A 23,076-nucleotide genomic window follows, 5' to 3' on the forward strand; every position below is an offset into this window, starting at 1 on the left:
TTAAGCGCCTGCCGCTTTTTGTTCGAGGATGGCTTTTTCGATCGCAGCCAACGCCTCGGTCGCCTTGCCGCCGTCGGGGCCGCCGGCCTGCGCCATGTCGGGACGGCCGCCGCCGCCCTTGCCGCCGAGTGCTTCGGAGGCGATCTTCACCAGATTGACCGCATTGAAGCGCGCGGTGAGATCGGCGGTGACGCCGACCACCACACCGGCCTTGCCGTCCTCGGTGACGCCGACGATGGCGACCACGCCGGAGCCGATCTGCTTCTTGCCGTCGTCGGCGAGGCTCTTGAGATCCTTCATCTCGATGCCTTCGACCGCACGCGCCATCAGCTTGACGCCGCCGACGTCGCGCACGCCCGAGGCTGCGCCATCACCGGCAGACACGCCGCCGCCCATCGCGAGCTTCTTGCGGGCATCCGAGAGCTCGCGCTCGAGCTTCTTGCGCTCCTCCATCAGCGCGGTGATGCGCGCCGGAACGTCGTCGATCGAGGTCCGCAGTTCGCTCGCCGCGGTCTTCGCCAGCGCCATGGTCTCGTTGGCGTGGCGGCGCGCGTAGTTGCCGGTCAAAGCCTCGATGCGGCGCACGCCCGAGGCCACCGCGCTCTCGCCGGTCAGCGTGATCAGGCCGATATCGCCGGTGCGCCGCACATGGGTGCCGCCGCAGAGCTCGACCGACCAGCCGAGCGCGTTGGTGCCGCGCTCGCGCGCGGTCTTGCCCATCGAGACGACGCGAACCTCGTCGCCATACTTCTCGCCGAACAGCGCGCGCGCGCCGGCCTCGCGGGCCTCGTCGACGCCCATGACGCGGGTCGTGACCTCGTCGTTCTCCAGCACCACGTCGTTGGCGATGTCCTCGACACGCGCGAGCTCTTCCGCCGTGATCGGCTTCGGATGCACGAAGTCGAAGCGCAGACGATCCGGCGCGACCATCGAGCCGCGCTGGGCGATGTGATCGCCGAGCACCTGGCGCAGCGCCTCATGGATGAGATGCGTCGCCGAGTGATGCGCGCGGATCGACGAACGCCTGGAATGATCGACCTCGAGCTGCAGCGCGGCGCCGACCTTCAGCTCGCCGCTCTCGAGCGTGCCGACATGAACGAAGAAATCGCCGAGCTTCTTCTGCGTGTCGGTGACGCGGAATTTGATGCCGCCCTCGCCCGTCAGCACGCCGGTGTCGCCGACCTGGCCGCCGGACTCTGCATAGAACGGCGTCTGGTTCAGCAGCAGCGCGCCGGTGTCGCCGGCCTTCAGGCTGGCAACCTCAGCGCCGTCCTTCACCAGCGCGGACACCACGCCTTCAGCGCTCTCGGTCTCGTAACCCAGAAACTCGGTGGCCCCGAGCTTTTCGCGCAGCGGGAACCAGATCGCCTCAGAAGCCGCCTCGCCAGAGCCCTTCCAGGATTCGCGCGCCTTCGCCTTCTGCCGCTCCATCGCGTCGGTGAACGAGGCCTGATCGACGCCGATGCCGCGCGACTTCAGCGCGTCCTGCGTCAAGTCGAGCGGAAAACCATAGGTGTCGTACAGCGTGAAAGCGACGTCGCCGTCGAACATGTCGCCCTTCTTCAGGCCCGCGCTCTTCTCATCCAGGATGGCCAAGCCGCGCGACAGAGTTTTGCGGAAGCGGGTCTCTTCCAGCCGCAGCGTCTCCTCGATCAGGTTTTCCGCGCGCATCAAATCGGGATAGGCCTGGCCCATCTCACGGACCAGCGCCCAGACCAGGCGATGCATCAGCGGCTCCTTGGCGCCGAGCAGCTGCGCATGGCGCATCGCGCGGCGCATGATCCGGCGCAGCACGTAGCCGCGGCCCTCGTTCGAGGGCAGCACGCCGTCCGCGACCAGGAAGGCCGAGGAGCGCAGATGGTCGGCGATGACGCGGAACGAGGCCACGGTCTGCTCGTTCGGTCCGCTGCCCAGCGCCGACGACGTCGCGTCGATCAGATGGCGGAACAGGTCGGTCTCGAACACGCTGTCGACGCCCTGCATGACGCTGGCCATGCGCTCGAGGCCCATGCCGGTGTCGATCGAGGGACGCGGCAGATCAACGCGCTGCTCCTTCGTCACCTGCTCGTATTGCATGAACACGAGATTCCAGAATTCGAGGAAGCGGTCGCCGTCCTCTTCCGGCGAGCCAGGAGGGCCGCCCCAGATGTGATCGCCGCGATCGATGAAGATTTCCGAGCACGGGCCGCACGGGCCGGTGTCGCCCATCGCCCAGAAATTATCCGAGGTCGGGATGCGGATGATGCGGTCGTCGGAGAAGCCGGCGATCTTCTTCCAGAGCCCGGCCGCCTCATCGTCGGTGTGATAGACGGTGACGAGCAGCTTGTCCTTCTTCAGCCCGTATTCTTTCGTGATCAGCTTCCAGGCCAGCTCGATCGCGCGCTCCTTGAAATAGTCGCCGAACGAGAAGTTGCCGAGCATCTCGAAGAAGGTGAGATGGCGCGCGGTGTAGCCGACATTGTCGAGGTCGTTATGCTTGCCGCCGGCGCGCACGCATTTCTGCGACGTGGTGGCGCGCTGATAGGGCCGCTTCTCGACGCCGGTAAAGACGTTCTTGAACTGCACCATGCCGGCATTGGTGAACATCAACGTCGGATCGTTGCGCGGCACCAATGGCGAGGACGACACGATCTCGTGGCCGTTCTCGGCAAAGAAGTTCAGAAAGGTCGACCTGATCTCGTTGACGCCGCTCATGTTCATCCAATCGGGTGTGCTTGGACCCGCTTTTCGTGCCATCCAAACCGGTGATTTGGGCTGATATCTGCGGGCCAAAGCGCTTTTAGACAAGGCCAGCTTCGCTGTCCAGAAACTGTGCAGAAAGATCAGAGGGTTGCCGCAGTCGCGCAATCCCGTTGGAAAGCCGCCAGGTGCGCGTTGACAGGCTTGGCCGGGCTGTGGTCTGTACCCATCTGTATCGTACGGCCACGTCGGGAGAGACCGGCTTCATTGCCGGCGCCGAAGGAGCAACCGCCCCGGAAACTCTCAGGCAAAAGGACCGCGTGGCTTTGACGACATCTGGAAAGAGGCGCCGACGGGCTTGAAGCCCGGACTGCGTCCGCCGACGGGATAATACTCTCAGGCACAGCGACAGATGGGGCTTCGACTGGTTGCTTCCGGGGAATCGTCCCCGGGGAACCGCCGAGGACCCCTGCGATGTCCGTGCGTGACGACAAAGACTCCCTGAAACGTACCCCCCTCTACGACCTTCATGTGACGCTGGGCGGCAAGATGGTGCCGTTCGCGGGCTATGACATGCCCGTGCAGTACCCCGCAGGCGTCCTCAAGGAGCACCTTCAGACCCGCTCCTCCGCCGGCCTGTTCGACGTCTCCCACATGGGCCAGATCGCCCTTCGGCCGAAATCCGGCAAGGTCGAGGACGCCGCCCGCGCGCTGGAGCGGCTGGTGCCGCAGGATATTGTGGCGATTGCACCGGGACGGCAGCGCTACGCCCAGTTCACCAATGAAGATGGCGGGCTTCTGGACGATCTGATGGTCGCCAATTTCGGCGATCACCTGTTCCTGGTCGTCAACGCCGCCTGCAAGGCCGAGGACGAGGCGCATCTGCGCGCGAATCTCTCCGACACCTGCATCATCGATTCGCTTGCCGATCGCGCGCTGATCGCGTTGCAGGGCCCAAAGGCCGAGTCAGCGCTGGCGAAATTATGTGCAGCAGCGCCCGCCATGAAGTTCATGGATGCCGGCCCGCACGAGGTTGCCGGCCTCCCCTGCTTCGTCTCGCGCTCGGGCTACACCGGCGAGGACGGTTTTGAGATCTCGGTGGCAGCTAGCGATGCCGAGCGCCTCGCCAAGACATTGCTGGACAACTCCGATGTGATGCCGATCGGCCTTGGTGCCCGCGACAGCCTGCGGCTGGAAGCCGGGCTCTGTCTCTATGGCCACGACATCGACACCGACACGACGCCGGTCGAGGCCGCGCTGGAATGGTCGGTGCAGAAGAGCCGCCGCACCGGCGGCGCCCGCGCCGGCGGTTTTCCTGGTGCCGACAAGATCCTCGCTCATTTCGATCACGGCGCAGCTCGCCGCCGCGTCGGCCTGCGCACTGAGGGCCGCGCGCCGGTGCGCGAAGGCGCGCTGCTGTTCGCGAACAGCGAGGGCGGTGACGCAATCGGAAAGGTCACCTCGGGCGGCTTCGGCCCGAGCCTGAATGCGCCGGTGGCGATGGGCTACGTGCCCACTGCCTCAAGCGCACTCGATACAAAACTCTTTGCGGAAGTGCGCGGGCAACGTTTGCCGCTCACCGTCGCCGCCATGCCCTTCGTGAAAAACACCTACAAACGCTGAGGACAAGAAAATGACCACGACGCTGTACACCACCGACCACGAATGGCTCGCGATCGACGGCGATGTCGCAACCGTCGGCATCACGGATTACGCGCAGTCGCAGCTCGGCGACGTCGTGTTCGTCGAACTGCCCAAGGTCGGCCGCACCCTGAAGAAGGCGGAAGCCGCCGCCGTCGTCGAATCGGTCAAGGCCGCTTCCGACGTCTACGCGCCTGTTACCGGCGAAGTGCTCGAGACCAACGCCGAACTCGCCGCCGAGCCAGCGCTGGTGAACTCGGATGCACAGAGCAAAGCCTGGTTCTTCAAGATCAAGATTGCCGACAAGAGCGAGCTTGGTGGCCTCATGGATGAAGCCGCCTACAAGGCACACACGGCTTAAGGACGATGGAGCAAGCGATGACCGCGCACCGCAAGTCGAACGGCGATACCGCCGCTAATTTCGCACGCCGCCACATCGGCCCGTCGGCGCGCGATGTCACCGCAATGCTCGAGACCGTCAACGCCAAGAGCGTTGACACCCTGATGGCAGAGACGCTGCCCGCCTCGATCCGGCAGGCCGCCCCGCTCGATCTCGGCAAGCCGCTGAGCGAGACCGAGGCGATCGCGCATATGGCCGAGCTCGCGCGCCAGAACCAGGTCTTCACCTCGCTGATCGGCCAGGGCTATTCCGGCACGATCCTGCCGGCGGTGATCCAGCGCAACATCCTCGAAAACCCCGCCTGGTACACGGCGTATACGCCCTACCAGCCGGAAATCAGCCAGGGCCGCCTGGAGGCGCTGTTCAACTTCCAGACGATGATCTGCGATCTCACCGGGCTCGACGTCGCCAACGCTTCGCTGCTCGATGAAGCCACCGCTGCAGCCGAAGCCATGGCGCTCGCGGAGCGGCATTCGAAGGTCGAGGCCAAGGCCTTCTTCGTCGACAAGGACGTGCATCCGCAGACGCTGGCGGTGATGCGCACCCGCGCCGAACCGCTCGGCTGGTCGCTGGTCGTCGGCGATCCCCTCACCGATCTCGACAAGCAAGACGTGCTGGGCGCGCTGCTGCAATATCCTGGAACCTCGGGCGCGGTGCGCGACCTCAGGCCCGCGATTGCGGCGCTGAAGGCCAAGGGTGCGCTCGCAATCGTTGCCGCCGATCTGCTCGCGCTCACGCTGATCGCCTCGCCCGGCGAACTCGGCGCCGACATCGCAATCGGCTCCGCGCAGCGCTTCGGCGTGCCGATGGGTTATGGCGGACCGCACGCGGCCTATATGGCGGTGCGCGACGCGCTGAAGCGCTCGCTGCCCGGCCGCATCGTCGGCCTCTCCGTCGACTCGCGCGGCGCACCGGCCTATCGCCTGGCGCTGCAGACCCGCGAGCAGCACATCCGCCGCGAGAAGGCGACCTCCAACATCTGCACCGCGCAGGTGCTGCTCGCCGTGATCGCGGCGATGTATGCGGTCTATCACGGCCCCGAGGGTCTCGCGCAGATCGCACGCAACGTGCATCGCCGCGCCGCCGTGCTCGCGGCCGGCCTGCGCAAGCTCGGCTTTGCGCCGCAGTCTGAGGCCTTCTTCGATACGCTCAGCGTCGATGCCGGCGCTGAGCGAGCCGAGATCATCGCGCGCGCGACCGCCGAGACAATCAATCTCGGCGTTGGTGAAACTGCGCTCCGCATCGCACTCGACGAGACTACGACGCCCGCGACTGTGGAAGCGGTGTGGCGCGCGTTCGGCGGTCAGCTGTCCTACGCCGAGATCGACGCCACCACGCGCGAGGCGCTTCCGGAGCCCCTGAAGCGCACCACAGCGTTCCTGACCCATCCCGTGTTCCACGCCCATCGCTCGGAAACCGAGATGCTGCGCTACATGCGCAAGCTCAGCGATCGCGACCTCGCGCTCGACCGCGCGATGATTCCGCTCGGCTCGTGCACCATGAAGCTGAACGCGACCACCGAGATGATGCCGCTGACCTGGCCCGAGTTCGGGTCCTTGCACCCCTTCGCTCCGCGCGAGCAGGCCGCCGGCTATCACGCGCTATTCGCGCGGCTGGAAAAATGGCTGTGCGACATCACCGGCTATGACGCGATCTCGCTGCAGCCGAATTCGGGCGCGCAAGGAGAGTATGCCGGCTTGCTCGCGATCCGTGGCTACCACGCCGCACGCGGCGAGACGCACCGAAAGATCTGCCTGATCCCCTCCTCCGCCCATGGCACCAACCCGGCCTCGGCCGCGATGGTCGGCATGGACGTGGTGGTGGTCGCCTGCGAGGCCAACGGCGACGTCGACGTCAACGATCTCCGCGCCAAGGCGGAGAAGCATTCGAACGACCTCGCCGCGGTCATGATCACCTATCCCTCGACGCATGGCGTGTTCGAGGAGCATATCCGCGAAATCTGCGACATCGTGCACGGCCATGGCGGCCAGGTGTATCTCGACGGTGCCAACCTCAACGCGCAGGTCGGGCTGTCGCGGCCCGGCGATTACGGCGCCGATGTCAGCCATCTCAACCTGCACAAGACCTTCTGCATCCCGCATGGCGGCGGCGGCCCCGGCATGGGCCCAATCGGCGTGAAGGCGCATCTCGCGCCGTTCCTGCCGGGTCACCCCGCCACACAGGCGGATGCGTCGGTCGGCCCGGTCTCGGCCGCGCCGTTCGGCTCGGCTTCGATCCTCACCATCTCCTACATCTACATCCTGATGATGGGCGGCGAAGGCTTGAAGCGCGCGACCGAGATCGCGATCCTCAACGCCAACTATGTCGCGGCAAGGCTCGATGCGCACTTCCCGGTGCTCTACAAGAACGCCAGGGGCCGCGTCGCGCACGAATGCATCGTCGATCCCCGCCCGCTGAAGACGACCTCCGGCGTCACTGTCGACGACATCGCAAAGCGCCTGATCGATTACGGCTTCCACGCGCCGACCATGAGCTTCCCGGTGCCGGGCACGCTGATGATCGAGCCGACCGAGTCGGAATCCAAGGCGGAGCTCGATCGGTTCTGCGATGCCATGATTGCGATCCGAAAAGAAATCGCCGAGCTCGAGGCCGGCCGCTTCAAGATCGAAGCGTCGCCTCTGCGCCACGCCCCGCACACCGTGCACGACATCGCCGACGACGATTGGAAGCGCGCCTACGCCCGCAGCGAAGGCTGCTTCCCCGCCGGCACCTCGCGCACCGACAAGTATTGGTGCCCGGTCGGCCGCGTCGACAACGTCTATGGCGACCGTAACCTCGTGTGCTCCTGCCCGCCGGTGAGCGATTACGCGGAAGCGGCGGAGTAGGACGCGACGGAGCTCTCGTAGGGTGGGCAAAGCGGCTTGTCCGCCGTAGCTCGAAAGAGCGAAGGCGGAAAGCGTGCCCACCACCTTTGCATGACGTGAAAGATCGTGGGCACGGCGCTACGCGCCTTTGCCCACCCTACGGCACCGAACCCGCCTCTAAGGCGCAACCAACGACCGGCTTTCGCGATCCCATCGCCAGAGCTTTTCGCTGGTCAGTTCAGTGCCGCCCCACCAGCGCTTGATGGAGTTGTGGCGCCACATGTCGTCTTCGCGGGCGACAAGCGAACGCCCGAGGTCGGTCAACGTGACCTTCCACTCGCTCCTGCCGAAGTAGCGGTCCTCATCGTCGAACAACGGATCGCCCAACAGGACCGGCGGCGTCGAATATTCCGCCAGTTCGTGCAAGGCATTTCTGGCTTCGTTCTCGTCAAACACATCGCGAATCCATCTTGCCTCGGTGACGCGCCTTGGGTCGGTTTCCCCATTGTTCACATCCTCCAGCATGTCCATTTCGCTGGCACCGAGTCCCGTCACCCTGCCTGGAAGCTCTTCAAGCATCGCAATGAGCGCCGCGCGAAGCCTCGGCAGGATCATGAGGTCCGTCATCAGCAGATCGAAACAGGGCTCTGGCGTTGCAGCCCGATAGGCTCGCCAGGCGCGGCTTGCGGTCACCAAATGGCTGTCGGCCACCTTGCAGGCCGGCAACTTCCATTTTGCAACGGACTCCGGAGCATAGTTGGTAACCTCGACGTCCGTATGCACCAGGCTCAGCTTCGACGTGATCTCCTTGTAGGGGCGAAGCAGGTCGAGGAGCCAGACCAGCACGAGTTGATCACTATGCACCGGGTCGACCCACACTTCGATCGAATCGAACTTCGCGCACAGCTCGAAGAAACCGATATCGCGCGTGCCGAAACCATTCAGCGAGCCACGACAAACGTCATCAAGCCAATGATCCCCTGAATTGCAGTGCTTTGCCGATCGCCGCTCCAGCCCCATCAAGAGCTGCTCCTCGGACGGCAACTTGCCCGAGGCGAAGCGCAGAGAGAACCCGAGCGCGAGGTTCGCCAGGCCTGATTGGCCAAGGACGTTCTCTGCGAGATGGTTCGTCGCCAAGATCAAATGAGACACGATTGCCGCCTAAAGGTTGATACACAAAAACAGGAACACACATCAGGCCGGCGCAACCAACGAATGGGTCTCCCCGTCCCACCGCCAGAGCCGCTCGTTGGTCAGGCGAGTGCCGCCCCACCACCGATCGATCCGGTTGTGTTGGCGAAAATTCTGGTCGCCTCCCAGCACCGCCTTGCCGAACTCGGTCAGCGACAATCGGGATTGCTTGTACCGTTGGAGACGGTCGGAATCGTTATGCATCTCCAGTGAAAACGGGCCTTCATCCAGTCCAGCGACCGCCGGCTTGTCACACCGGGCGAGCCCATCAAGCAATTCGCCAACTTCCCAATATCCGTAGACATGCAGCTCCGCGTGCTTCTGACGACCCGGAAAGACATCGAAAGGCTGCAGGCCGCCTCGGGCGATGAGCTGGAGTATCCGCAACTCCGTGGCTCCAAGGCCCGAAGAGGGGCGCGGCAGCTCTTCGAGGAGAGCCGTTGCATAGGGCGAAAGTTGCGGCAGCCAGGCCAAATTCGTCTTGAAGGATCGCGCCAACTTTCCGGAGTTGGCGCACAATAGGCCCGCCATGCACGGCTGGCTAATTTGAGTTCGTGAGATTCAATCTCGACAATCGGCGGATAGAGCTCTCCCCGCGGCGGCGCGATATCTCTCGCACCCACGGGGAGACAGCGTGCGACAAAGCCGGGATCCACGTTGCGTGTACGGCGCCAATGATCGAGCAGCCAGAGCAGGATCAATTGCGCATTTGGCTCCGGCCCTCGCCAAAACTCGACCGCATCGTATTGCGCAAACAATTCGATCAATCCGAGATCCTTCGCGCCCGATTCTTCAAGGCGCCAAGACGGTGTATCGTCGAGCCAATGAAAACCATGTGGCTGCGTTGTACGCGCCGCAAAGAACGCATCGCGCTCAGCAGCGGAGGGCAACGGTCTCCAAACCAGCCGGTGCTCAATCGCAATCACGAGATCAGCAAGGCCTGCCTGTTGGATGGCGCCGGCGATGGACGAGTCGGTCGTCACGATGAGCTTCGTCATGTCGGTCGTCTCAGGGCTTGGTCAGTACAGCGCCGTAGCGCCACAGTTGCTCGTTGGTCAGATGCGTGCCGCCCCACCAGCGGTCGATGGGATTATGGCGGCTGAAGTCTTCCCGGTGGGCCAGGACGGCCTTCCCAAACTCCGTCAACGACAACCGGCTGCGGAGATAGACTTCGTGCCGAGCTCTTAGATTTTGAAGGTCGATGGTACGAAGTTCGTCGCCTAACCCGGCCACAGCAGGCTTGGGGCCGAGGGCGAGGCCTTCGAGCAAATATCCCAGTTCGACCTCACCCCACACGTAAGTGCCGCGTAACGAGCTTAGATGGAACAACGGATTCGTGTTCACATACCAGTCAAGCATCTCCAAAAATCGCATTTCCGTCGCACCGAGCCCTGTCAAGGGAGACGGGAGCTCTGCCAGAAGCTCGAGCAAGGCTGGCCGCAGCATGAGCAAGCCACTCAAATCGCGGTGAAGAAGTTTGGTGCAGGGCTCAGGGGTCGGCGCGCGGTAGGCCGACCACGCCAACTTGGCTGTCTCGAAGTCCTCAGCACGGACGTCCCCGACAGGAATATGCGGCTCGGACTTGGCGAAATCATAATCGGGACTGAACCTCAGATTGGAGTCCAGCAATCGCAGCGTGAGCTTCTGGGCCAGCGCAGGACAACCACTGAGGTGGTCGAGCAACCAGATGAGTTGCAATTGGTCTCGGGCGGTCGCCGCGAACCAGAGTTCGATCTCGTCATAAGGCTCGCAAAACTCGGCCAGAGATAATTTGCGCCCCTTGGTACCCCGTGGCCAACGAACCCAATCCGACCAGTGTTCAGCCGGGCCAAGATCTGCCGTGTAGGCCGCGAAATAGGCCGAGAGCTTTTCTGGCGATGGGAGAGGCCCCCATGCGAATTGAAAATGGAACGGGATGACGATCTCGGCCAAGCCCGATCGCGCAAGCTCGCTCCCGCCGCCCCAGCCAGTCAAGATCAGACGCTTCATCACACCACCCGATCACGACAACGCAAAAGAAACGGGCACTGATGACGTCGGCAACTCAACGTCCTCAGCGCCCGCTCCTCGCGAAACTCTACTATTTAAGGCTTACTCGTCCGCGGGCTCCTCGCCGTCGGCGTCGCTCTCGGGCGTGCCAGCCAAAATCTGCTCGGAGATCAGGCCGGAGTTCTGGCGGATCGCGGTCTCGATCTTGGCGGTGATGTCGGGGTTGGACTTCAAAAATGCTTTCGAGTTCTCGCGGCCTTGGCCGAGGCGCTGGCTGTCATAGGAGAACCAGGCGCCGGACTTTTCGACGATGCCGGCCTTGACGCCGAGATCGAGAATCTCGCCCATCTTGGAAACGCCCTCGCCGTACATGATGTCGAACTCGACCTGCTTGAAGGGCGGCGCCAGCTTGTTCTTCACCACCTTGACGCGGGTGGTGTTGCCAACCACTTCATCGCGCTCCTTGATCGCGCCGATGCGGCGGATATCGAGGCGGACGGAGGCGTAGAATTTCAGCGCGTTGCCGCCGGTCGTGGTCTCGGGCGAGCCGTACATCACACCGATCTTCATGCGGATCTGGTTGATGAAGATCACCATGGTGTTGGACTTGTTGATGGAGGCCGTCAGCTTGCGCAGCGCCTGGCTCATCAGACGCGCCTGCAGACCCGGCAGCGCATCGCCCATCTCGCCTTCGAGCTCGGCCTTCGGCACCAGCGCCGCGACCGAATCGACCACCAGCACGTCGACCGCACCCGAGCGCACCAGCGTGTCGCAGATTTCCAGCGCCTGCTCGCCGGTGTCGGGCTGGGAGATCAGAAGCTCGTCGATGTTGACACCGAGCTTGCGGGCATAGACCGGGTCGAGCGCGTGCTCGGCGTCGATGAAGGCGCAGATGCCGCCCTTCTTCTGGGCTTCCGCGACCGTGTGCAGCGCCAGCGTGGTCTTGCCCGACGATTCCGGCCCGTAGATCTCGACGATGCGCCCCTTGGGCAAGCCGCCGATGCCGAGCGCGATATCCAGCCCCAGCGAACCCGACGACACCGCCTCGATATCCATCGAACGGTCGTTCTTGCCGAGCTTCATCACCGAGCCCTTGCCGAACTGGCGCTCGATCTGGGAGAGCGCGGCAGCCAGAGCTTTACTCTTGTCCATGGAAGATCCTTCGACGATACGCAGGGCAGTGGTGGACATTGGGTCGTGCTCCTTATGGCGAGGATTCGGGTGCGGGACAAACGATTGGCGCGGCGGGTCGTCGATAAAAACAACGTACACTATTTGTTCTCAGTTCGCAATATGTTCTTTTGCGGAATTCGGCGCTGGCCCGGTTCTAATCGTCACAATGGCCTGTTTTGTTCTGCCAACATCGCGCGTTCCGCCGGGCGAACACCTGATGTAAGGTTCCAGTTTCGAACGTTAATTTCCCTCACGCGTTTTCATTCGGGAGGACGTTCAAATGAAACGCCACCGGTTTAAACAGGATAGAGCGCAGGGCGAGCGCCTTATTGAAGAAGCTCGACGAGCGCGGGAGAGAGCCGAACAGCTGCCGTCCGGCCAGGAGAAGGAAGCCCTCCTGGAGAAGGCTCGACAAGCCGACATGACGGCCCGCATCGATGAATGGTTGAATTCACCGGGCCTCAGAACTCCAACCTGAGCGTCGATAAAAGCGGGCGCCGCGGCTAAGCAAGGTGGCCTGTTTTGCATCTGCGAATGGCCTATTTCGACCAGGCGCCGGGAATTCGGTGCTGGCCGGTTTTAGCCCCGGTATCCCAAGTTGATTTTTGTTGTGTCCCGATTGGCTTGTCCCGGTCTAAGGTCGGGAAAAACAAGCAACTGGCTGTGCCATGCAGGACTATCAAAATCAGCTCGAGAAGCTCCGTAAGGACGCCGCAGAATGCGCCCTCATCCGTGACCTTGCGACTGACAAGGCAAAGCAGGAACTATTTGGTCGCCTGGCCGATCATCTGACCGTTCTCGCCGATCAGGTGGAACACGCGATGAAGGAGAGGAAGGCCGGGTAGTCCCGTCGCTCTCCGACCACGTAGCGGCGCAGGGCGCGCTTGCCATCCCCTGTCATGGCCATGTGATGTCAGATGCCTGTAAGCCTCTGGGAGCAAGCTCGCCCCATGACGCGCGACAAGCTGCTCTTGTCCCTATCGATCGCATGGACTGCCATATTGGCGGGAGCGTTCCTGTACGTCGCCCTCGCGCTTTAAGGCCGCCTCAGATCTAATCGAAGCGGCCCCGGGTCAACCGGGGCCAACGCGCCAGTGTGCTCATCTGCCATCGCGGATGCCAAGCAAAGGGCCGCTGTCGAGACAGCGGCCCCTCATGCTCCGGGTTTCAATCACTCCGCACTGAAATGGCTTTGCCAGCCCCGGATGTTGCCAGCTTTTCCCGGCTAACAATCCGCTGCCACAACAAATGTGAATCGGACGTGTGTTAATTTCAAATTGCGGGTGAACGAAAAAGGCCCCAGCTCACAGGGGCAAGGAGCCGGGGCAATTCGACTTGGGTCTGCCCTTGGGGAAGGGCATCGGGAAAACTTGGCAGACGACCGAACGTTCCTAAACGCCCAGCATCCACAACGCGAACGCGATGCAGAGACAAGCTCCGCCCACCAGTGTCAGCGCAAGAAAGAACCGTTCCGCCCTATCCATGGCGACCTCCCGCTTGGGTCACCCCATGGCTCTCAACGCAACACCGTTGATAAGTGTCCTAAGCAGGACAGCGCCCGGAATCTGGGGGCCCCGGAACGCAACCTGTTGTTCAGCGAGCTGCCCCACCGTGCCGCCCGGCGCAGTCTTGTCATGTGTCCTGATCCGCCTTTTCAGGTGTGGACCATTGAACCTCTGACTAGTCCATCCAGACTAATCATTACCGGGGTTTTGCGCTTCCCCTCGGGGCTGGAAAGCCGCCGCCCGCAAATATATTTCAAGCGGGCGGCGTTGTTGCTTTCCGACCTGGTTGCTTTCCGACTTGGCTCTCTGCGGCCACTCCTGCCCCTGCCCTTCGCAAGATCTGAGGACGCGTTTGCTTCGAAGATGACGCGCATCAAAGACGCGCCGTCATCATTCCGCAATCGTGTGGCACCGAACCTTTTTCGCAGGCCCGACTTGAAACGGGGCTGCCGCAATGGGGAATTGGATCATGACGGAAAACACGCAAGCCGGTGCTGTCAGGCGCAATTCTCTGCTTGAGGCGGCGCTCGAGGAGATGCGCAAGTTCGAGCGCAAGGAAATCGAGTTCAGCAGGAGGGATCGCGCGGAGCGTGCCGCCGATCTCCGTCTGCCGCTGGACGAGATCAAGGTGCACTAGGAAACGCCAGGCAAAACAGGCTGTTGCCTACTGTGCATGGGGTTGTTTTCGCGCTTGGACCGGCGCGTGCCGCCCGGACCGCCGCTACATCAGCGCCAGCAGCACGATCCCGATGACCGCCACCACGAAGCCAGCCGCCGTCGCGGCGGCGAATGACCGCTCTACCTTGTCCATGATGCCACCCCGTTCGCGGCGCGCCACGTTTCCCCCATGGCTTCGCCGCCCGCAAAGTGTCGCCAACGGATGTGTCTGAAGTTGTGCGCGAGGATGTCTGAATTGGGACGTGAGAGCGGCTCTAAGGTTGAACGCAAGCTCCGCACAAGCTTGCGTAAGGCGCCTGTCAGCCGAATGCTCTAGCGTCACGTGGCCCGGTGGACCAACACCGGGCCTCCATACCATACCCAGTCGACCCCGCTCGATCCCGAGCGGGGTTTTCTGTTTCCGGCGGCCAGATGCGTTGCCGATTCATGGAATTCGACTTGTGATCGGATCCGTCCCGATCTGTCAGGCTGTCGTAAGCTGAACGGGCTACGGTTGTCTTGCTATGGTGTTGCAGCCCAGCACCTCAGCCTCCAATAACCTCTTACCCCGCCCGGCTCTCCCCTGGCGGGGTTTTTTCTTGCACGCGCGCATGGATCCATCGCGCGTGCTGCTCGTGCATCTGTCCGTGGTTCTCCCACCATGAACAGAGTTCCTGGCCGAGCGCGGGCCGCGTGAAAACGCGCCTGCGGGTTCCATCTTTCGGAATCCGATTTCGCTTGTTTCGAGCCACGCGCGCTTGCTGAATTCCGATGAACTATCCACGACTTAACGACAAATTTTGCTTGTCGAAGGAATTTTACGACGCCCAACATGTTAGCCGACATGGCAAGGTGAAGCGTGGAGGTGACCATGAATCACAGGGGCGTTGAGTTCACGGTTGCAAAGACGGCGATCCCGGGCGTCTGGCAATGGCAGTTCCGGATCGGCGACGAGACCAAGACAGGCAAGACCGAGACGAAGATCGACCTGCTGGCGATCCGTCGCGTGCAACTGCGAATCGATCGGGAGCTGAAGGCACATCGGGCCCAGGACGGCCTGAGCCGGCAGGTCGAGAGACCGGACCAGGGCTAGTCGGCGCTGGGCAGCCGCCGCATCGTGAATTCGATGTCGCCGCCGGGCAGCTCGCGCCAGTTCTCGACCTCGCTCATGTAGCCGGCCTTGGGATAGCGCGCGAAGAACGCCTGCGCCCTTGCCCGGGCGGCCGCACGAGGCAGAGTGAAGCTCTCGCGCAGATAGCCGTCGCCGGCATTGCCGCCCGATCCACCGGCCGGCTTGCGCCGGCGTGCCATCCGCTCGGCGAGGTCCCGCGGGCGATCCGCCATATCCTGCCTCCTCAACGCAACGCTGTGAGGGAATGTAGGATCAGGGCCGGGTCAACGGGAGTCCCGGAAGGAGGCGTCGTCCGCCTCCTGAGCCGCCTACGGTCAGTTGGCGGCCGTGCCGGCCTTGGTCTTCTTGGGCGCGCTGGTGGCGGCGGCGGCCTTCGGTGCGGGCTGCTTCGGCGGGTCGGCGCGCATGCCGCCCCAGGGATCGCTGGACGCCTTGGCGTCCGGAATCTTCTTCAACGTCTCCTTGTAGGCCTTGTCGCGCGCGGCATCTGCGGCCTTCTCGTCCTCGGTCTTGGCCGGGCCATCGGCCATCAGATTGATATGGGGCGACTCCTGCGCGAAGGCCGGTCCAGCCACCAGCGCCAGCACCGCGGCCACACGGAAAAGCTTCATCATTCACTCCTTGATCATCGATAGAGGGGGCGGATGCCTATCCCTGACCTTCTTCACGGGCTCCGAGCGCCGCTTCGATCCGCTAGAGCCGATCCGATCTGCACGATTTCGGCCCATGGAGCCAATCGTCCCAGATCGGGCCGCACCTGGTGCAACCGTTCAGCGCCAGACCGAGCGCGGCCAGGCAAATCACAAGGACACATCGACGCAACATCGTCCACCCGCTCCAAGCGTGCCATCATATCGGGCGAAGTCGGGCATTTTCAAGCCGACGGACCCCGGTGACTTTGCCGCTCCCAGGCGGGCAGAATGAGCGAAACATCCGGAAACACAGGAGGGAACGACAACCATGCCACCGCAGCCAGACGCCGAGTTCGGCATCACCGAGGCCAGACGCATCCTCGGCGAGGTCTTTGCGCCCTGGATCCAGGATCTTGACCTGTCCGTCGAGCGCATCGAGCACATCCCACCTGCCGATGCGCCGGATTGGCAGCCGGGCGCGCTGCTCCGCATGCCGTTTTCGGAGCGGCTGTGCCGCAATGGCGGGGTGGTCTGCGGTCAGGCGTTGATGGCGCTCGCCGACACCGCGATGGTGATCGCGAACCTCGCGGCCAATCGCGGCTATCGTCCGATGACGACGGTGGACCAGACCACGCATTTCATGCGCGCGGTCTCCTCGTCCGACGTGCTGGCGGATGCGCGCGTGGTGCGGCTCGGACGCACCATGAGCTTTGGCCGCGTCACCCTGTTCTCCGCCACCGACAACAAGCAGGTCGCGATGGTGTCGAGCGCGTTCGCGATGCTGCCGGGTTGAGCATCCCCCAAAAAGAAGAGAGCCGCGTCGCACCGCGGCTCTCCATCACGTTTGCATCGAAGCGAGAGACCGAAATTGCATCCGCACTTCAGTCGACACGCTTCAAGAATTACTTGCCGAGAATTTCGTCGGCCGCGGTGACGACGCTGACGGTTGGATTCTTTCCGCAATAGGCACCGAACTTCTTGGCGTTCTCGATGAACACCTCGGTGTCGATGATCGCGTTGTCCTCGTCGCCCTTGTACCAGCCGTCCATCCAGGTCAGCACGACAGCGATGTTGTCCTCGCCGCTCTCGAGGAACTGCTTGCAGGTCATGGTCGAGAGATCCCACTTGACGGCGTGGGCGGGCATCGAAGTCAGCGAGAGCGCTGCGGCGAACAAAATCGAAAGCGTGGTCTTCATCGGAATCTCCATCGGCGCGTAACGCCATAAAGGAAAGGCTTGCGGGGTAAACTCGGCGGGAAGGAAGTGACTCGCCGCTTCAACGTCGTAAACGAAGTCTGAAGCGCTGTGCAAGTAGCGCCAGTATTGAGTTTAGATCAATGAAATTTCTATGCGCTATTTCACAATCATCGTTATGGATTAACGCGGATGATCGAGAAACGTGCAGCGCAACGTCACCGGGTTTTCAAGGGCGGCACGATCACCTTTGAAAATAGCGGTATCGCGTGCACTGTGCGTAACATGTCCGACGGCGGTGCCGCGATCGATCTCGAAAACCCCGCCATATTGCCGCAATCGTTCACGTTGTCGATTTCACGCGACAATTTCGTGCGGGATTGCCGCACGGTGTGGCGCAACGACAAGCGCATCGGCCTCGCCTTCGTGCAATAGCGCGCGATGTGAATGACTGTTCGCATCGCATGCACGCAAACATCATGTCGACCTGATACGACGACGTCGGCGACGCCAGCGCAGCGCAACGATCACCAGCGCGACAATCGCGAGCGCGATCGCCGACGATGCCGCAAAGAACCGCCCGCCCGGGCGGTCGATCGTGCGCGACCACAATGACGGCGCTTCGCCCGGGCGCGCGAGACGAAACGCGACGACGCTGTCGCCAATCGAGGTGCCGGCTTCGGAATGACCGCCGGCGCCGATCGCGACATATTGCTCGCCCTTCCACGCATAGGTCATGGGATTGGCAACGCCGGGCACCGGCAGCCGCCCCTGCCACAGCTCTCGTCCGCTTCGCGCATCGAAGGCACGCAAGTAGGCGTCCATCGCGCCGGTGAGGACGACACCGCCTGCGGTCACCGCGAGCCCGTTCACCAGCGGCGCGCCGAAGGGCAGCGGCACGCCGAGCGGCGCCACATCCTCGGTGGTGCCGACGGTCGAGCGCCAGAGGATCCTGCCGGCCTTGAGATCGACCGCGACCATCTCGCCCCAGGGCGGCTTGTTGCAGAGCAGCCCGAACGGCGACATCACCACCGAACGCGACATCGCGAACGGCGCGCCCTTCTGCTGGCCGAAATCATGACCGGGCGGCGGATTGAATCCGGCCGCCTCCGCGCGCGGGATCAGCTTGATGAGATGAACGGCGCGACTGGTGTTGGCATAGAGGATCTGGTTGACGGGATCGAATGCCGCACTGCCCCAGTTCACCCCGCCGCCGGTGAAGGGAAACACCAGCGTGCCTTGCGTCGAAGGCGGCGTGAAAAGACCTTCGTTGCGGGCTTCTGCGAACTGACGTTCGCAGGACGAGCGGCGCAGGCCGGGCAATAGCGAGAGTGCATCGTCGGTCGAGATCGTCTGCGACGTCAACGCCGGCACATGCGTCGGGAACGGCTGCGTCGGCGAAAGTCGTTCACCCTCGGCGCCGCCTTGCGGCACCGCGCGCTCCTCGACAGGCCACACCGGCTTGCCGGTGTCGCGGTCGAGCACGAAGACGAAACCTTGCTTGGTCGGCTGGATCACGACATCGCGCGGGCCGTCGCTCGTGTCGATGCGCGCGAGCGTCGGCTGCGCTGGCAGATCGTAGTCCCAGACGTCGTGATGCACAGTCTGGAATGCCCATACGAGTTCGCCGGTCTCGATGCGCAGTGCGACAACGGAATTGGCATGCTCGTTATTGCCGGGCCGCTTGCCGCCCCAGAAATCCGGCGACGGCGAGGACGTCGGCAGGAACACCAGCCCACGCGCCGCATCGACCGACATGGCCGCCCAAACATTGGCATGGCCGGCCTCGATGCCGTCGCGCTTGAGCGGCTCGAAGGTCCAGCGCGGCTCACCACTGCGCGCGTCGAACGCGCGCACCACGCCGCTCGGCGCATCGACCCGGCGGTTATCGCCGATCGAGGAGCCGACCACGACAACGCCGTGGCCGACCGCCGGTGGCGACGTGATCTGGAATTCCCCGGGCCACTCCAGCGGCATGCCGATATCAAGCTTGATCTCGCCGCCCTTGCCGAAATCCGCACAGGGAAGACCTGTCCTGGCATCGAGTGCGATCAGGCGAACATCGTTCGTTCCCATGAAGATGCGCGATCGGCAGGCGGCGCCTTGAGGCGCAGCGTCGTCGACCCAGTGGCTGACGCCACGGCAGACATAGCGATTGGCCGGACGCTGGTTGATGGCGATCTTCGGGTCGTAGCGCCACTTCTGCGCTCCGGTGCCCGGATCGAGTGCGATCACCTCGTTGAAGGGCGAGCAGAAGATCAGGCTGTCCTCGACGAACAGCGGTGTCGCCTCGAACTTGGTTCGCCGCATCACCTCAGGAGGACGCGCCGTAACGTCGCCGGTGTGAAATTCGAAAGCGCGGACGAGTTGGCCGACATTGTCGGAGGTGATCTGGCGCAATGGCGAGAAACGCGAACCGCCGGGATCGCCACCCCAGTTCTCCCAGGCGACACACGGCCGCGCAACAAGCAGAACAACGAGGCCAACCAGATATCGCAGCCGGCCCGCCACGACACCACCTCGCGCTATTTCGGCTTCTTGGCAGGCTCGCTCGGACGCGCCCCACCCCACGGATCGTATTTTTCCTTGGGGTCCGGAATGCGTTCGAGCGCGGCCTTGTAGGCCTTCTCATCGACCTTGGGCTTGTTGTCCGGCTTCTGGCCGCTGTCCTGCGGCTGGCGCCGGCCGCCGCCCATCTGCGCCTGCGCGGAGGTAACCGCCAGTGCCAGCACCGCGGCCGCGATGACCAAAACTCTCATTGGTGCAATCCCCCTCATCCGGGGTACAAATTAGCCCGCAATCGCATAATAGCAAATGTGGCCGGTTCTACCCCTTCAGCAAATGTTGATCGGCCGGGACTTCGTCCCGTCGAATTCGCGCCTATCTGTTGGCCCGCAGGGGACCTTCACGAATGTTGCGGATTGTTGCTCATGTGGCGCTGCTCGCCGGCGTGCTCGCGCTCGGCGCGTGCGGCTTTGCCGACAGCCGCGCGCCTGTGCCCGACTTCATGCGCCTCAAGGAGGCCGACCAGCCGCCGCCCGAACCGCCGCCTGACGTCAAGCGCGTGGTCCGCGAGCAGATCGACGTGGTTTTCCTCAACACATCCTATCCGCGGGAGGTGCAAGTCGCTCTGCCCCATCACGAGGTCCGCGGACAGGGCTGGACGGCCTGCGTCCGTGCGCAACTCACCTCGGCCACCGGCTCGGCGCTGGGCACCCAGACCTACATCGTGACGATCAATGGCGGAAAGGTCATCGACCGGCGGCGCGCGGAAGCCGACGATATCTGCGGGTCGGAAGCCTACGAGCCGATCTAGCGATTGATCGCGCCACACGGCGATTGGTTCCGGGAAAAACCTGTAATTTTGCCGGAACGATCACAGCCTCCCATTCTTGTTACCGCCGAGGGCAGTTTCGGAGGAGAACAGGATGAGGACGTTCACGATTGCACTGCTGGCCGGTGTCGGGGCTCTCGCTGCGGCGAGCGGCGCGAAGGCTGCGGATCTGTACACGACCAGCGAATACACCAGCCCCGATCTCATTCAGGAGGTCCGGCTCGTCTGCGATGACGCCGGCAATTGCTATCGCACCCGCGGCGGCGCGCGCGTGATCGTGCGCGACTCCTATGATGCCATGCCGCGCGAGCGCTATTACGAGCGCCGCATCTATCGCGATCACGACTGGGACGACGGTCCGCGCGCCGGCGTCGGCATTCGCGCGCCCGGCGTCAGCGTGGGCGTCGGTGTCGGCGACCGCTGGTAAGCCACACAGCATGAATGGAAAGGACCGGACGAGATCGCTCGTCCGGTCCTGCCTGCGTCAGGACTCGAGCGGATGAACCGGCGCCGCGACGCGTGTCGGTGATGGCAGTTGCGCGATGAAGCGGGCCAGCATCATGCCGGCGCACATCGCGACGACGAAAACGACGGCCGAGGTCGAGCCGAAGCCGAGCGCGGTCAGCGCCGGTCCCGGACAGAAGCCAGCCAATCCCCAGCCGATGCCGAAGATCGCAGGACCAACGATGATCTTTGGATCGATGTCGCTACGTGTCGGCACGTGGAAGCTTTCGGCGAAGACGGGACGTGCAAGCTTCAAGACGTGCCTGAAGCCGACGAAGGTCACGGCGACCGCGCCGGCCATCACGAAGGCGAGGCTCGCGTCCCATGTGCCCGCCGGGATGCCGCCGAGGTCGAGGAAGTTCAGCACCTTTGCCGGATTCGACATGCCGGAGACGATGAGCCCGAGGCCGAACAGCAAGCCGATCGCGAATTGAACGAGAATGGTCATTGCCGTCAGCTCCAGTGCCGGATGACGAAGACGGTGGCTGCGGCCGTCACCATGAAGGTGATGGTCGCCACCAGCGAGCGCACCGACAAGCGCGACAGGCCGCAGACGCCATGGCCCGAGGTACAGCCGCTGCCCCACACCGCACCGAACCCGGTGAGCAGCCCTGCGACAATCAGCACCGGCGCTCCCGCGGCAATCGTCTGCGCCGGCAGGCTTCCGGTCACAAGCCGCACCAGCACGGGTGAAGCAATGAGGCCGGCCACGAAGGCGAGCCGGCCGGCGAATTCGCGGTCCTCGTAAGGCGGAAACAACCGCGCCGCGATGCCGCTGACGCCGGCGATCCGCCCCGTCGCCCACATCAGGAGCACGGCGGACAGGCCAATCAGCGCACCGCCCAGGAGCGATGCAATCGGCGTGAAGGACGTGGCGACCATTTTTGTTCTCCGGATCGAGACGGCATCCGCCGGCCGGCCGGATGCTCAATGAGACGTTAACAATACCACTCGAATTGAAGCGGCGTCCCAACGGGATTTTCCAATCTTTGCGCTAAGCATGACCTTGTAACGCAGGGCTTCTGCCCGCGCGAACGGGGACGACTGGACGTGGTCGACATCGCGCATCAGGCTGCGATCAATCCGGCATCGGCGAAGGATGCGACGCCCGCGCTCGTCCCGCTCACGGCGATCGAGCCCGGGCAATGGCGCGCGCTGGCGCAGCGCGCGGTCGAGCCGAACGGCTATTACCTGCCCGCCTGGGAGCTCGCCGTCAGCGCAACCGCGCGCGATCGTGTCGGTGCCTCGGCCCTGTCCGTCTGCGGCGGTTCCTCGACGCGGCTGATCGGGTTGATGCCGGTGGTCTCGCTCTGGCATGCCCTGAAGATCCCCCTGCCCGCGCTGGTGAGCGCACATCCCTATGGCACGCTGTGCAGCCCGCTGATCGATCGCGACGCTTCGCTCGAGGCCGCGACGCGCCTGCTGCAACGCGCGCGCGAGGCCGGCGTGCACGCGCTGGTCCTGCGCGATGTCGCGCTCGACGGCGCTGCGATGGCATCGCTCAGGCAAGCGCTCGGGCAGGCCCGCCTGAAGCCGCGCGTGCTCGCCTCCTACATCCGCGCCAGCCTCGATGCGACACAGGATGGCGACAGGCTGCTGCACGAGGCGCTCGGTGCCAAGAAGCTCAAGGAGCTGCGCCGGCAGCGCCATCGCCTGGAAGAACATGGCGCGATCAGCTTTGACGTTGCGCGCAAGGTGGAGGAGATCAAGCCCGCGCTCGAGACCTTCCTGCAGCTCGAATCCAGCGGCTGGAAGGGCGAGCGCGGCACTGCGTTGATTCAGGACGCGGGCGATGCGACCTTCATCCGCCGCGCCGTCCCCGCGCTTGCCGAGACCGCGCAATGCGAGATCGTCACCCTGCGCGCCGGCACCACCCCCGTGGCCGCCGGCATCGTGCTGCGCCATCAGGACCGCGCCTTCTTCTTCAAGCTCGGCGTCGACGAGCGTTTTGCCAAATATTCGCCCGGCGTACAGCTCACACTCGATCTGACGCGCCATCTCTGCGCCGATCCCGCCATTGCCAGCGCAGATTCCACCGCGAATGCCGACCATCCCATGATCAACCCGATCTGGCGCGGCCGCTTTGCGATCGGCGACGTGCTGATCCCGCTGCGGCGCAACGATCCGATGGTCGCACTGATCCATGCAGCGCTAAGCGCGCGCGGCCTGGCGCGCGAAGCGGCGCGCCGCGCGATCCACCTGCTCCGCAAATAAGCGTTCG

23 protein-coding genes, 1 pseudogene and 1 riboswitch are annotated in these 23,076 nt (G+C 63.7%); of the genes and pseudogenes, 12 read left to right on the forward strand and 12 right to left on the reverse strand.

Translation table 11 applies throughout. The features are described from left to right. A complete protein-coding gene (gene alaS, locus NLM32_RS30945) occupies positions 1-2,694 on the reverse strand; it encodes an alanine--tRNA ligase (RefSeq protein WP_254132525.1) in 2,694 nt (897 codons plus the stop codon). Positions 2,695-2,918: 224 nt separating this feature from the next. Beyond that, positions 2,919-3,007, forward strand: a riboswitch (glycine riboswitch). 146 nt (positions 3,008-3,153) lie between these two features. On the opposite strand from alaS, the gene gcvT reads away from it, so the two are divergent. Genes gcvT through gcvP form a run of 3 tightly spaced genes read left to right on the forward strand, consistent with a single transcriptional unit; the run spans position 3,154 to position 7,566 of the window. After that, on the forward strand, positions 3,154-4,302 hold the full coding sequence (gene gcvT, locus NLM32_RS30950) for a glycine cleavage system aminomethyltransferase GcvT (RefSeq protein ID WP_254132526.1): 1,149 nt from the start codon (positions 3,154-3,156) through the stop codon (positions 4,300-4,302). 10 nt (positions 4,303-4,312) lie between these two features. Further along, positions 4,313-4,681, forward strand: coding sequence for a glycine cleavage system protein GcvH (gcvH, locus tag NLM32_RS30955; RefSeq protein ID WP_254132527.1), 369 nt, complete (start codon positions 4,313-4,315; stop codon positions 4,679-4,681). 17 nt (positions 4,682-4,698) lie between these two features. Then, the gene (gene gcvP / locus NLM32_RS30960) at positions 4,699-7,566 is read left to right on the forward strand and encodes an aminomethyl-transferring glycine dehydrogenase (RefSeq protein ID WP_254132528.1); all 2,868 of its coding nucleotides are present in this window, start codon (positions 4,699-4,701) and stop codon (positions 7,564-7,566) included. Between the two features lie 156 nt (positions 7,567-7,722). Here gcvP and NLM32_RS30965 read toward each other — a convergent pair whose 3' ends face one another. The 4 genes from NLM32_RS30965 to recA form a co-directional block, all read right to left on the reverse strand. After that, the gene (locus NLM32_RS30965) at positions 7,723-8,697 is read right to left on the reverse strand and encodes a hypothetical protein (RefSeq protein ID WP_254132529.1); all 975 of its coding nucleotides are present in this window, start codon (positions 8,695-8,697) and stop codon (positions 7,723-7,725) included. 42 nt (positions 8,698-8,739) lie between these two features. Beyond that, the gene (locus tag NLM32_RS30970) at positions 8,740-9,210 is read right to left on the reverse strand and encodes a hypothetical protein (protein WP_254132530.1); all 471 of its coding nucleotides are present in this window, start codon (positions 9,208-9,210) and stop codon (positions 8,740-8,742) included. A 534-nt stretch (positions 9,211-9,744) separates the two neighbouring features. Continuing rightward, positions 9,745-10,725 (reverse strand): hypothetical protein, encoded by a 981-nt coding sequence (locus NLM32_RS30975; RefSeq protein WP_254132531.1) that lies wholly within the window; start codon positions 10,723-10,725, stop codon positions 9,745-9,747. Between the two features lie 102 nt (positions 10,726-10,827). Beyond that, positions 10,828-11,916, reverse strand: coding sequence for a recombinase RecA (gene recA, locus NLM32_RS30980; protein ID WP_057747344.1), 1,089 nt, complete (start codon positions 11,914-11,916; stop codon positions 10,828-10,830). A gap of 262 nt (positions 11,917-12,178) precedes the next feature. Between recA and NLM32_RS30985 the strand changes: the two genes are divergently transcribed. From NLM32_RS30985 to NLM32_RS31000, 4 genes and pseudogenes are all read left to right on the forward strand, one after another. Beyond that, entirely contained in the window at positions 12,179-12,376 is a 198-nt protein-coding gene (locus NLM32_RS30985; protein ID WP_254132532.1) for a hypothetical protein, read from the forward strand. Positions 12,377-12,566: 190 nt separating this feature from the next. Next, positions 12,567-12,743, forward strand: coding sequence for a hypothetical protein (locus NLM32_RS30990; protein ID WP_254132533.1), 177 nt, complete (start codon positions 12,567-12,569; stop codon positions 12,741-12,743). Positions 12,744-13,872: 1,129 nt separating this feature from the next. Further along, positions 13,873-14,040 (forward strand): hypothetical protein, encoded by a 168-nt coding sequence (locus NLM32_RS30995; RefSeq protein ID WP_254132534.1) that lies wholly within the window; start codon positions 13,873-13,875, stop codon positions 14,038-14,040. A gap of 891 nt (positions 14,041-14,931) precedes the next feature. Next, positions 14,932-15,121: pseudogene (locus NLM32_RS31000) on the forward strand (hypothetical protein). Positions 15,122-15,149: 28 nt separating this feature from the next. On the opposite strand, the gene NLM32_RS31005 reads toward NLM32_RS31000, so the two are convergent. Then, the gene (locus NLM32_RS31005; protein ID WP_254132536.1) at positions 15,150-15,404 is read right to left on the reverse strand and encodes a hypothetical protein; all 255 of its coding nucleotides are present in this window, start codon (positions 15,402-15,404) and stop codon (positions 15,150-15,152) included. 102 nt (positions 15,405-15,506) lie between these two features. Beyond that, positions 15,507-15,803, reverse strand: coding sequence for a hypothetical protein (locus NLM32_RS31010; RefSeq protein ID WP_254135460.1), 297 nt, complete (start codon positions 15,801-15,803; stop codon positions 15,507-15,509). A 349-nt stretch (positions 15,804-16,152) separates the two neighbouring features. Here NLM32_RS31010 and NLM32_RS31015 point away from each other — a divergent pair, with 349 nt between their 5' ends. Continuing rightward, positions 16,153-16,617, forward strand: coding sequence for a PaaI family thioesterase (locus tag NLM32_RS31015; RefSeq protein ID WP_254132537.1), 465 nt, complete (start codon positions 16,153-16,155; stop codon positions 16,615-16,617). Positions 16,618-16,726: 109 nt separating this feature from the next. Here NLM32_RS31015 and NLM32_RS31020 read toward each other — a convergent pair whose 3' ends face one another. After that, on the reverse strand, positions 16,727-17,020 hold the full coding sequence (locus NLM32_RS31020; protein WP_165425184.1) for an HdeA family protein: 294 nt from the start codon (positions 17,018-17,020) through the stop codon (positions 16,727-16,729). A gap of 189 nt (positions 17,021-17,209) precedes the next feature. Here NLM32_RS31020 and NLM32_RS31025 point away from each other — a divergent pair, with 189 nt between their 5' ends. Beyond that, positions 17,210-17,452 (forward strand): PilZ domain-containing protein, encoded by a 243-nt coding sequence (locus NLM32_RS31025; RefSeq protein ID WP_254132538.1) that lies wholly within the window; start codon positions 17,210-17,212, stop codon positions 17,450-17,452. 42 nt (positions 17,453-17,494) lie between these two features. Here the strand turns inward: NLM32_RS31025 and NLM32_RS31030 are convergent, their stop codons facing one another. Together NLM32_RS31030 and NLM32_RS31035 are read right to left on the reverse strand one after the other, a co-directional pair. Further along, positions 17,495-19,528, reverse strand: coding sequence for a pyrroloquinoline quinone-dependent dehydrogenase (locus NLM32_RS31030; protein ID WP_254132539.1), 2,034 nt, complete (start codon positions 19,526-19,528; stop codon positions 17,495-17,497). 14 nt (positions 19,529-19,542) lie between these two features. Beyond that, positions 19,543-19,776 carry a hypothetical protein gene (locus NLM32_RS31035; RefSeq protein WP_254132540.1) on the reverse strand — a complete coding sequence of 78 codons (234 nt, stop codon included), beginning with the start codon at positions 19,774-19,776 and terminating at the stop codon, positions 19,543-19,545. A 152-nt stretch (positions 19,777-19,928) separates the two neighbouring features. On the opposite strand from NLM32_RS31035, the gene NLM32_RS31040 reads away from it, so the two are divergent. Next, positions 19,929-20,333, forward strand: coding sequence for a hypothetical protein (locus tag NLM32_RS31040; RefSeq protein WP_254132541.1), 405 nt, complete (start codon positions 19,929-19,931; stop codon positions 20,331-20,333). A gap of 112 nt (positions 20,334-20,445) precedes the next feature. Further along, positions 20,446-20,778, forward strand: a complete 333-nt coding sequence (locus NLM32_RS31045; RefSeq protein WP_254132542.1) for a hypothetical protein — start codon at positions 20,446-20,448, stop codon at positions 20,776-20,778. A gap of 57 nt (positions 20,779-20,835) precedes the next feature. On the opposite strand, the gene NLM32_RS31050 is transcribed toward NLM32_RS31045, so the two are convergent. Together NLM32_RS31050 and NLM32_RS31055 are read right to left on the reverse strand one after the other, a co-directional pair. Then, the gene (locus tag NLM32_RS31050) at positions 20,836-21,303 is read right to left on the reverse strand and encodes a YeeE/YedE family protein (RefSeq protein WP_254132543.1); all 468 of its coding nucleotides are present in this window, start codon (positions 21,301-21,303) and stop codon (positions 20,836-20,838) included. Between the two features lie 5 nt (positions 21,304-21,308). After that, the gene (locus NLM32_RS31055; protein WP_254132544.1) at positions 21,309-21,737 is read right to left on the reverse strand and encodes a YeeE/YedE family protein; all 429 of its coding nucleotides are present in this window, start codon (positions 21,735-21,737) and stop codon (positions 21,309-21,311) included. A 168-nt stretch (positions 21,738-21,905) separates the two neighbouring features. Here NLM32_RS31055 and NLM32_RS31060 point away from each other — a divergent pair, with 168 nt between their 5' ends. After that, on the forward strand, positions 21,906-23,069 hold the full coding sequence (locus NLM32_RS31060; RefSeq protein ID WP_254132545.1) for a GNAT family N-acetyltransferase: 1,164 nt from the start codon (positions 21,906-21,908) through the stop codon (positions 23,067-23,069). Positions 23,070-23,076: the final 7 nt, after the last annotated feature.

It is taken from the genome of Bradyrhizobium sp. CCGUVB14 (assembly GCF_024199935.1).
In the GTDB taxonomy this organism is placed as follows: domain Bacteria; phylum Pseudomonadota; class Alphaproteobacteria; order Rhizobiales; family Xanthobacteraceae; genus Bradyrhizobium.

Bases quoted from the DNA above. Each gene is read 5' to 3' on its own strand.
- NLM32_RS30985 (WP_254132532.1), top strand. From the start codon at position 12,179: ATGAAACGCCACCGGTTTAAACAGGATAGAGCGCAGGGCGAGCGCCTT.
- NLM32_RS31050 (WP_254132543.1), bottom strand. From the start codon at position 21,303: ATGACCATTCTCGTTCAATTCGCGATCGGCTTGCTGTTCGGCCTCGGG.
- NLM32_RS31020 (WP_165425184.1), bottom strand. From the start codon at position 17,020: ATGAAGACCACGCTTTCGATTTTGTTCGCCGCAGCGCTCTCGCTGACT.
- NLM32_RS30995 (WP_254132534.1), top strand. From the start codon at position 13,873: ATGACGGAAAACACGCAAGCCGGTGCTGTCAGGCGCAATTCTCTGCTT.
- NLM32_RS31010 (WP_254135460.1), bottom strand. From the start codon at position 15,803: ATGAAGCTTTTCCGTGTGGCCGCGGTGCTGGCGCTGGTGGCTGGACCG.
- NLM32_RS30990 (WP_254132533.1), top strand. From the start codon at position 12,567: ATGCAGGACTATCAAAATCAGCTCGAGAAGCTCCGTAAGGACGCCGCA.
- NLM32_RS31025 (WP_254132538.1), top strand. From the start codon at position 17,210: ATGATCGAGAAACGTGCAGCGCAACGTCACCGGGTTTTCAAGGGCGGC.
- NLM32_RS31005 (WP_254132536.1), bottom strand. From the start codon at position 15,404: ATGGCGGATCGCCCGCGGGACCTCGCCGAGCGGATGGCACGCCGGCGC.
- NLM32_RS31015 (WP_254132537.1), top strand. From the start codon at position 16,153: ATGCCACCGCAGCCAGACGCCGAGTTCGGCATCACCGAGGCCAGACGC.
- NLM32_RS31040 (WP_254132541.1), top strand. From the start codon at position 19,929: ATGTTGCGGATTGTTGCTCATGTGGCGCTGCTCGCCGGCGTGCTCGCG.
- gcvT (WP_254132526.1), top strand. From the start codon at position 3,154: ATGTCCGTGCGTGACGACAAAGACTCCCTGAAACGTACCCCCCTCTAC.
- gcvH (WP_254132527.1), top strand. From the start codon at position 4,313: ATGACCACGACGCTGTACACCACCGACCACGAATGGCTCGCGATCGAC.
- alaS (WP_254132525.1), bottom strand. From the start codon at position 2,694: ATGAGCGGCGTCAACGAGATCAGGTCGACCTTTCTGAACTTCTTTGCC.
- NLM32_RS31055 (WP_254132544.1), bottom strand. From the start codon at position 21,737: ATGGTCGCCACGTCCTTCACGCCGATTGCATCGCTCCTGGGCGGTGCG.
- recA (WP_057747344.1), bottom strand. From the start codon at position 11,916: ATGTCCACCACTGCCCTGCGTATCGTCGAAGGATCTTCCATGGACAAG.
- NLM32_RS31035 (WP_254132540.1), bottom strand. From the start codon at position 19,776: ATGAGAGTTTTGGTCATCGCGGCCGCGGTGCTGGCACTGGCGGTTACC.
- NLM32_RS30975 (WP_254132531.1), bottom strand. From the start codon at position 10,725: ATGAAGCGTCTGATCTTGACTGGCTGGGGCGGCGGGAGCGAGCTTGCG.
- gcvP (WP_254132528.1), top strand. From the start codon at position 4,699: ATGACCGCGCACCGCAAGTCGAACGGCGATACCGCCGCTAATTTCGCA.
- NLM32_RS31045 (WP_254132542.1), top strand. From the start codon at position 20,446: ATGAGGACGTTCACGATTGCACTGCTGGCCGGTGTCGGGGCTCTCGCT.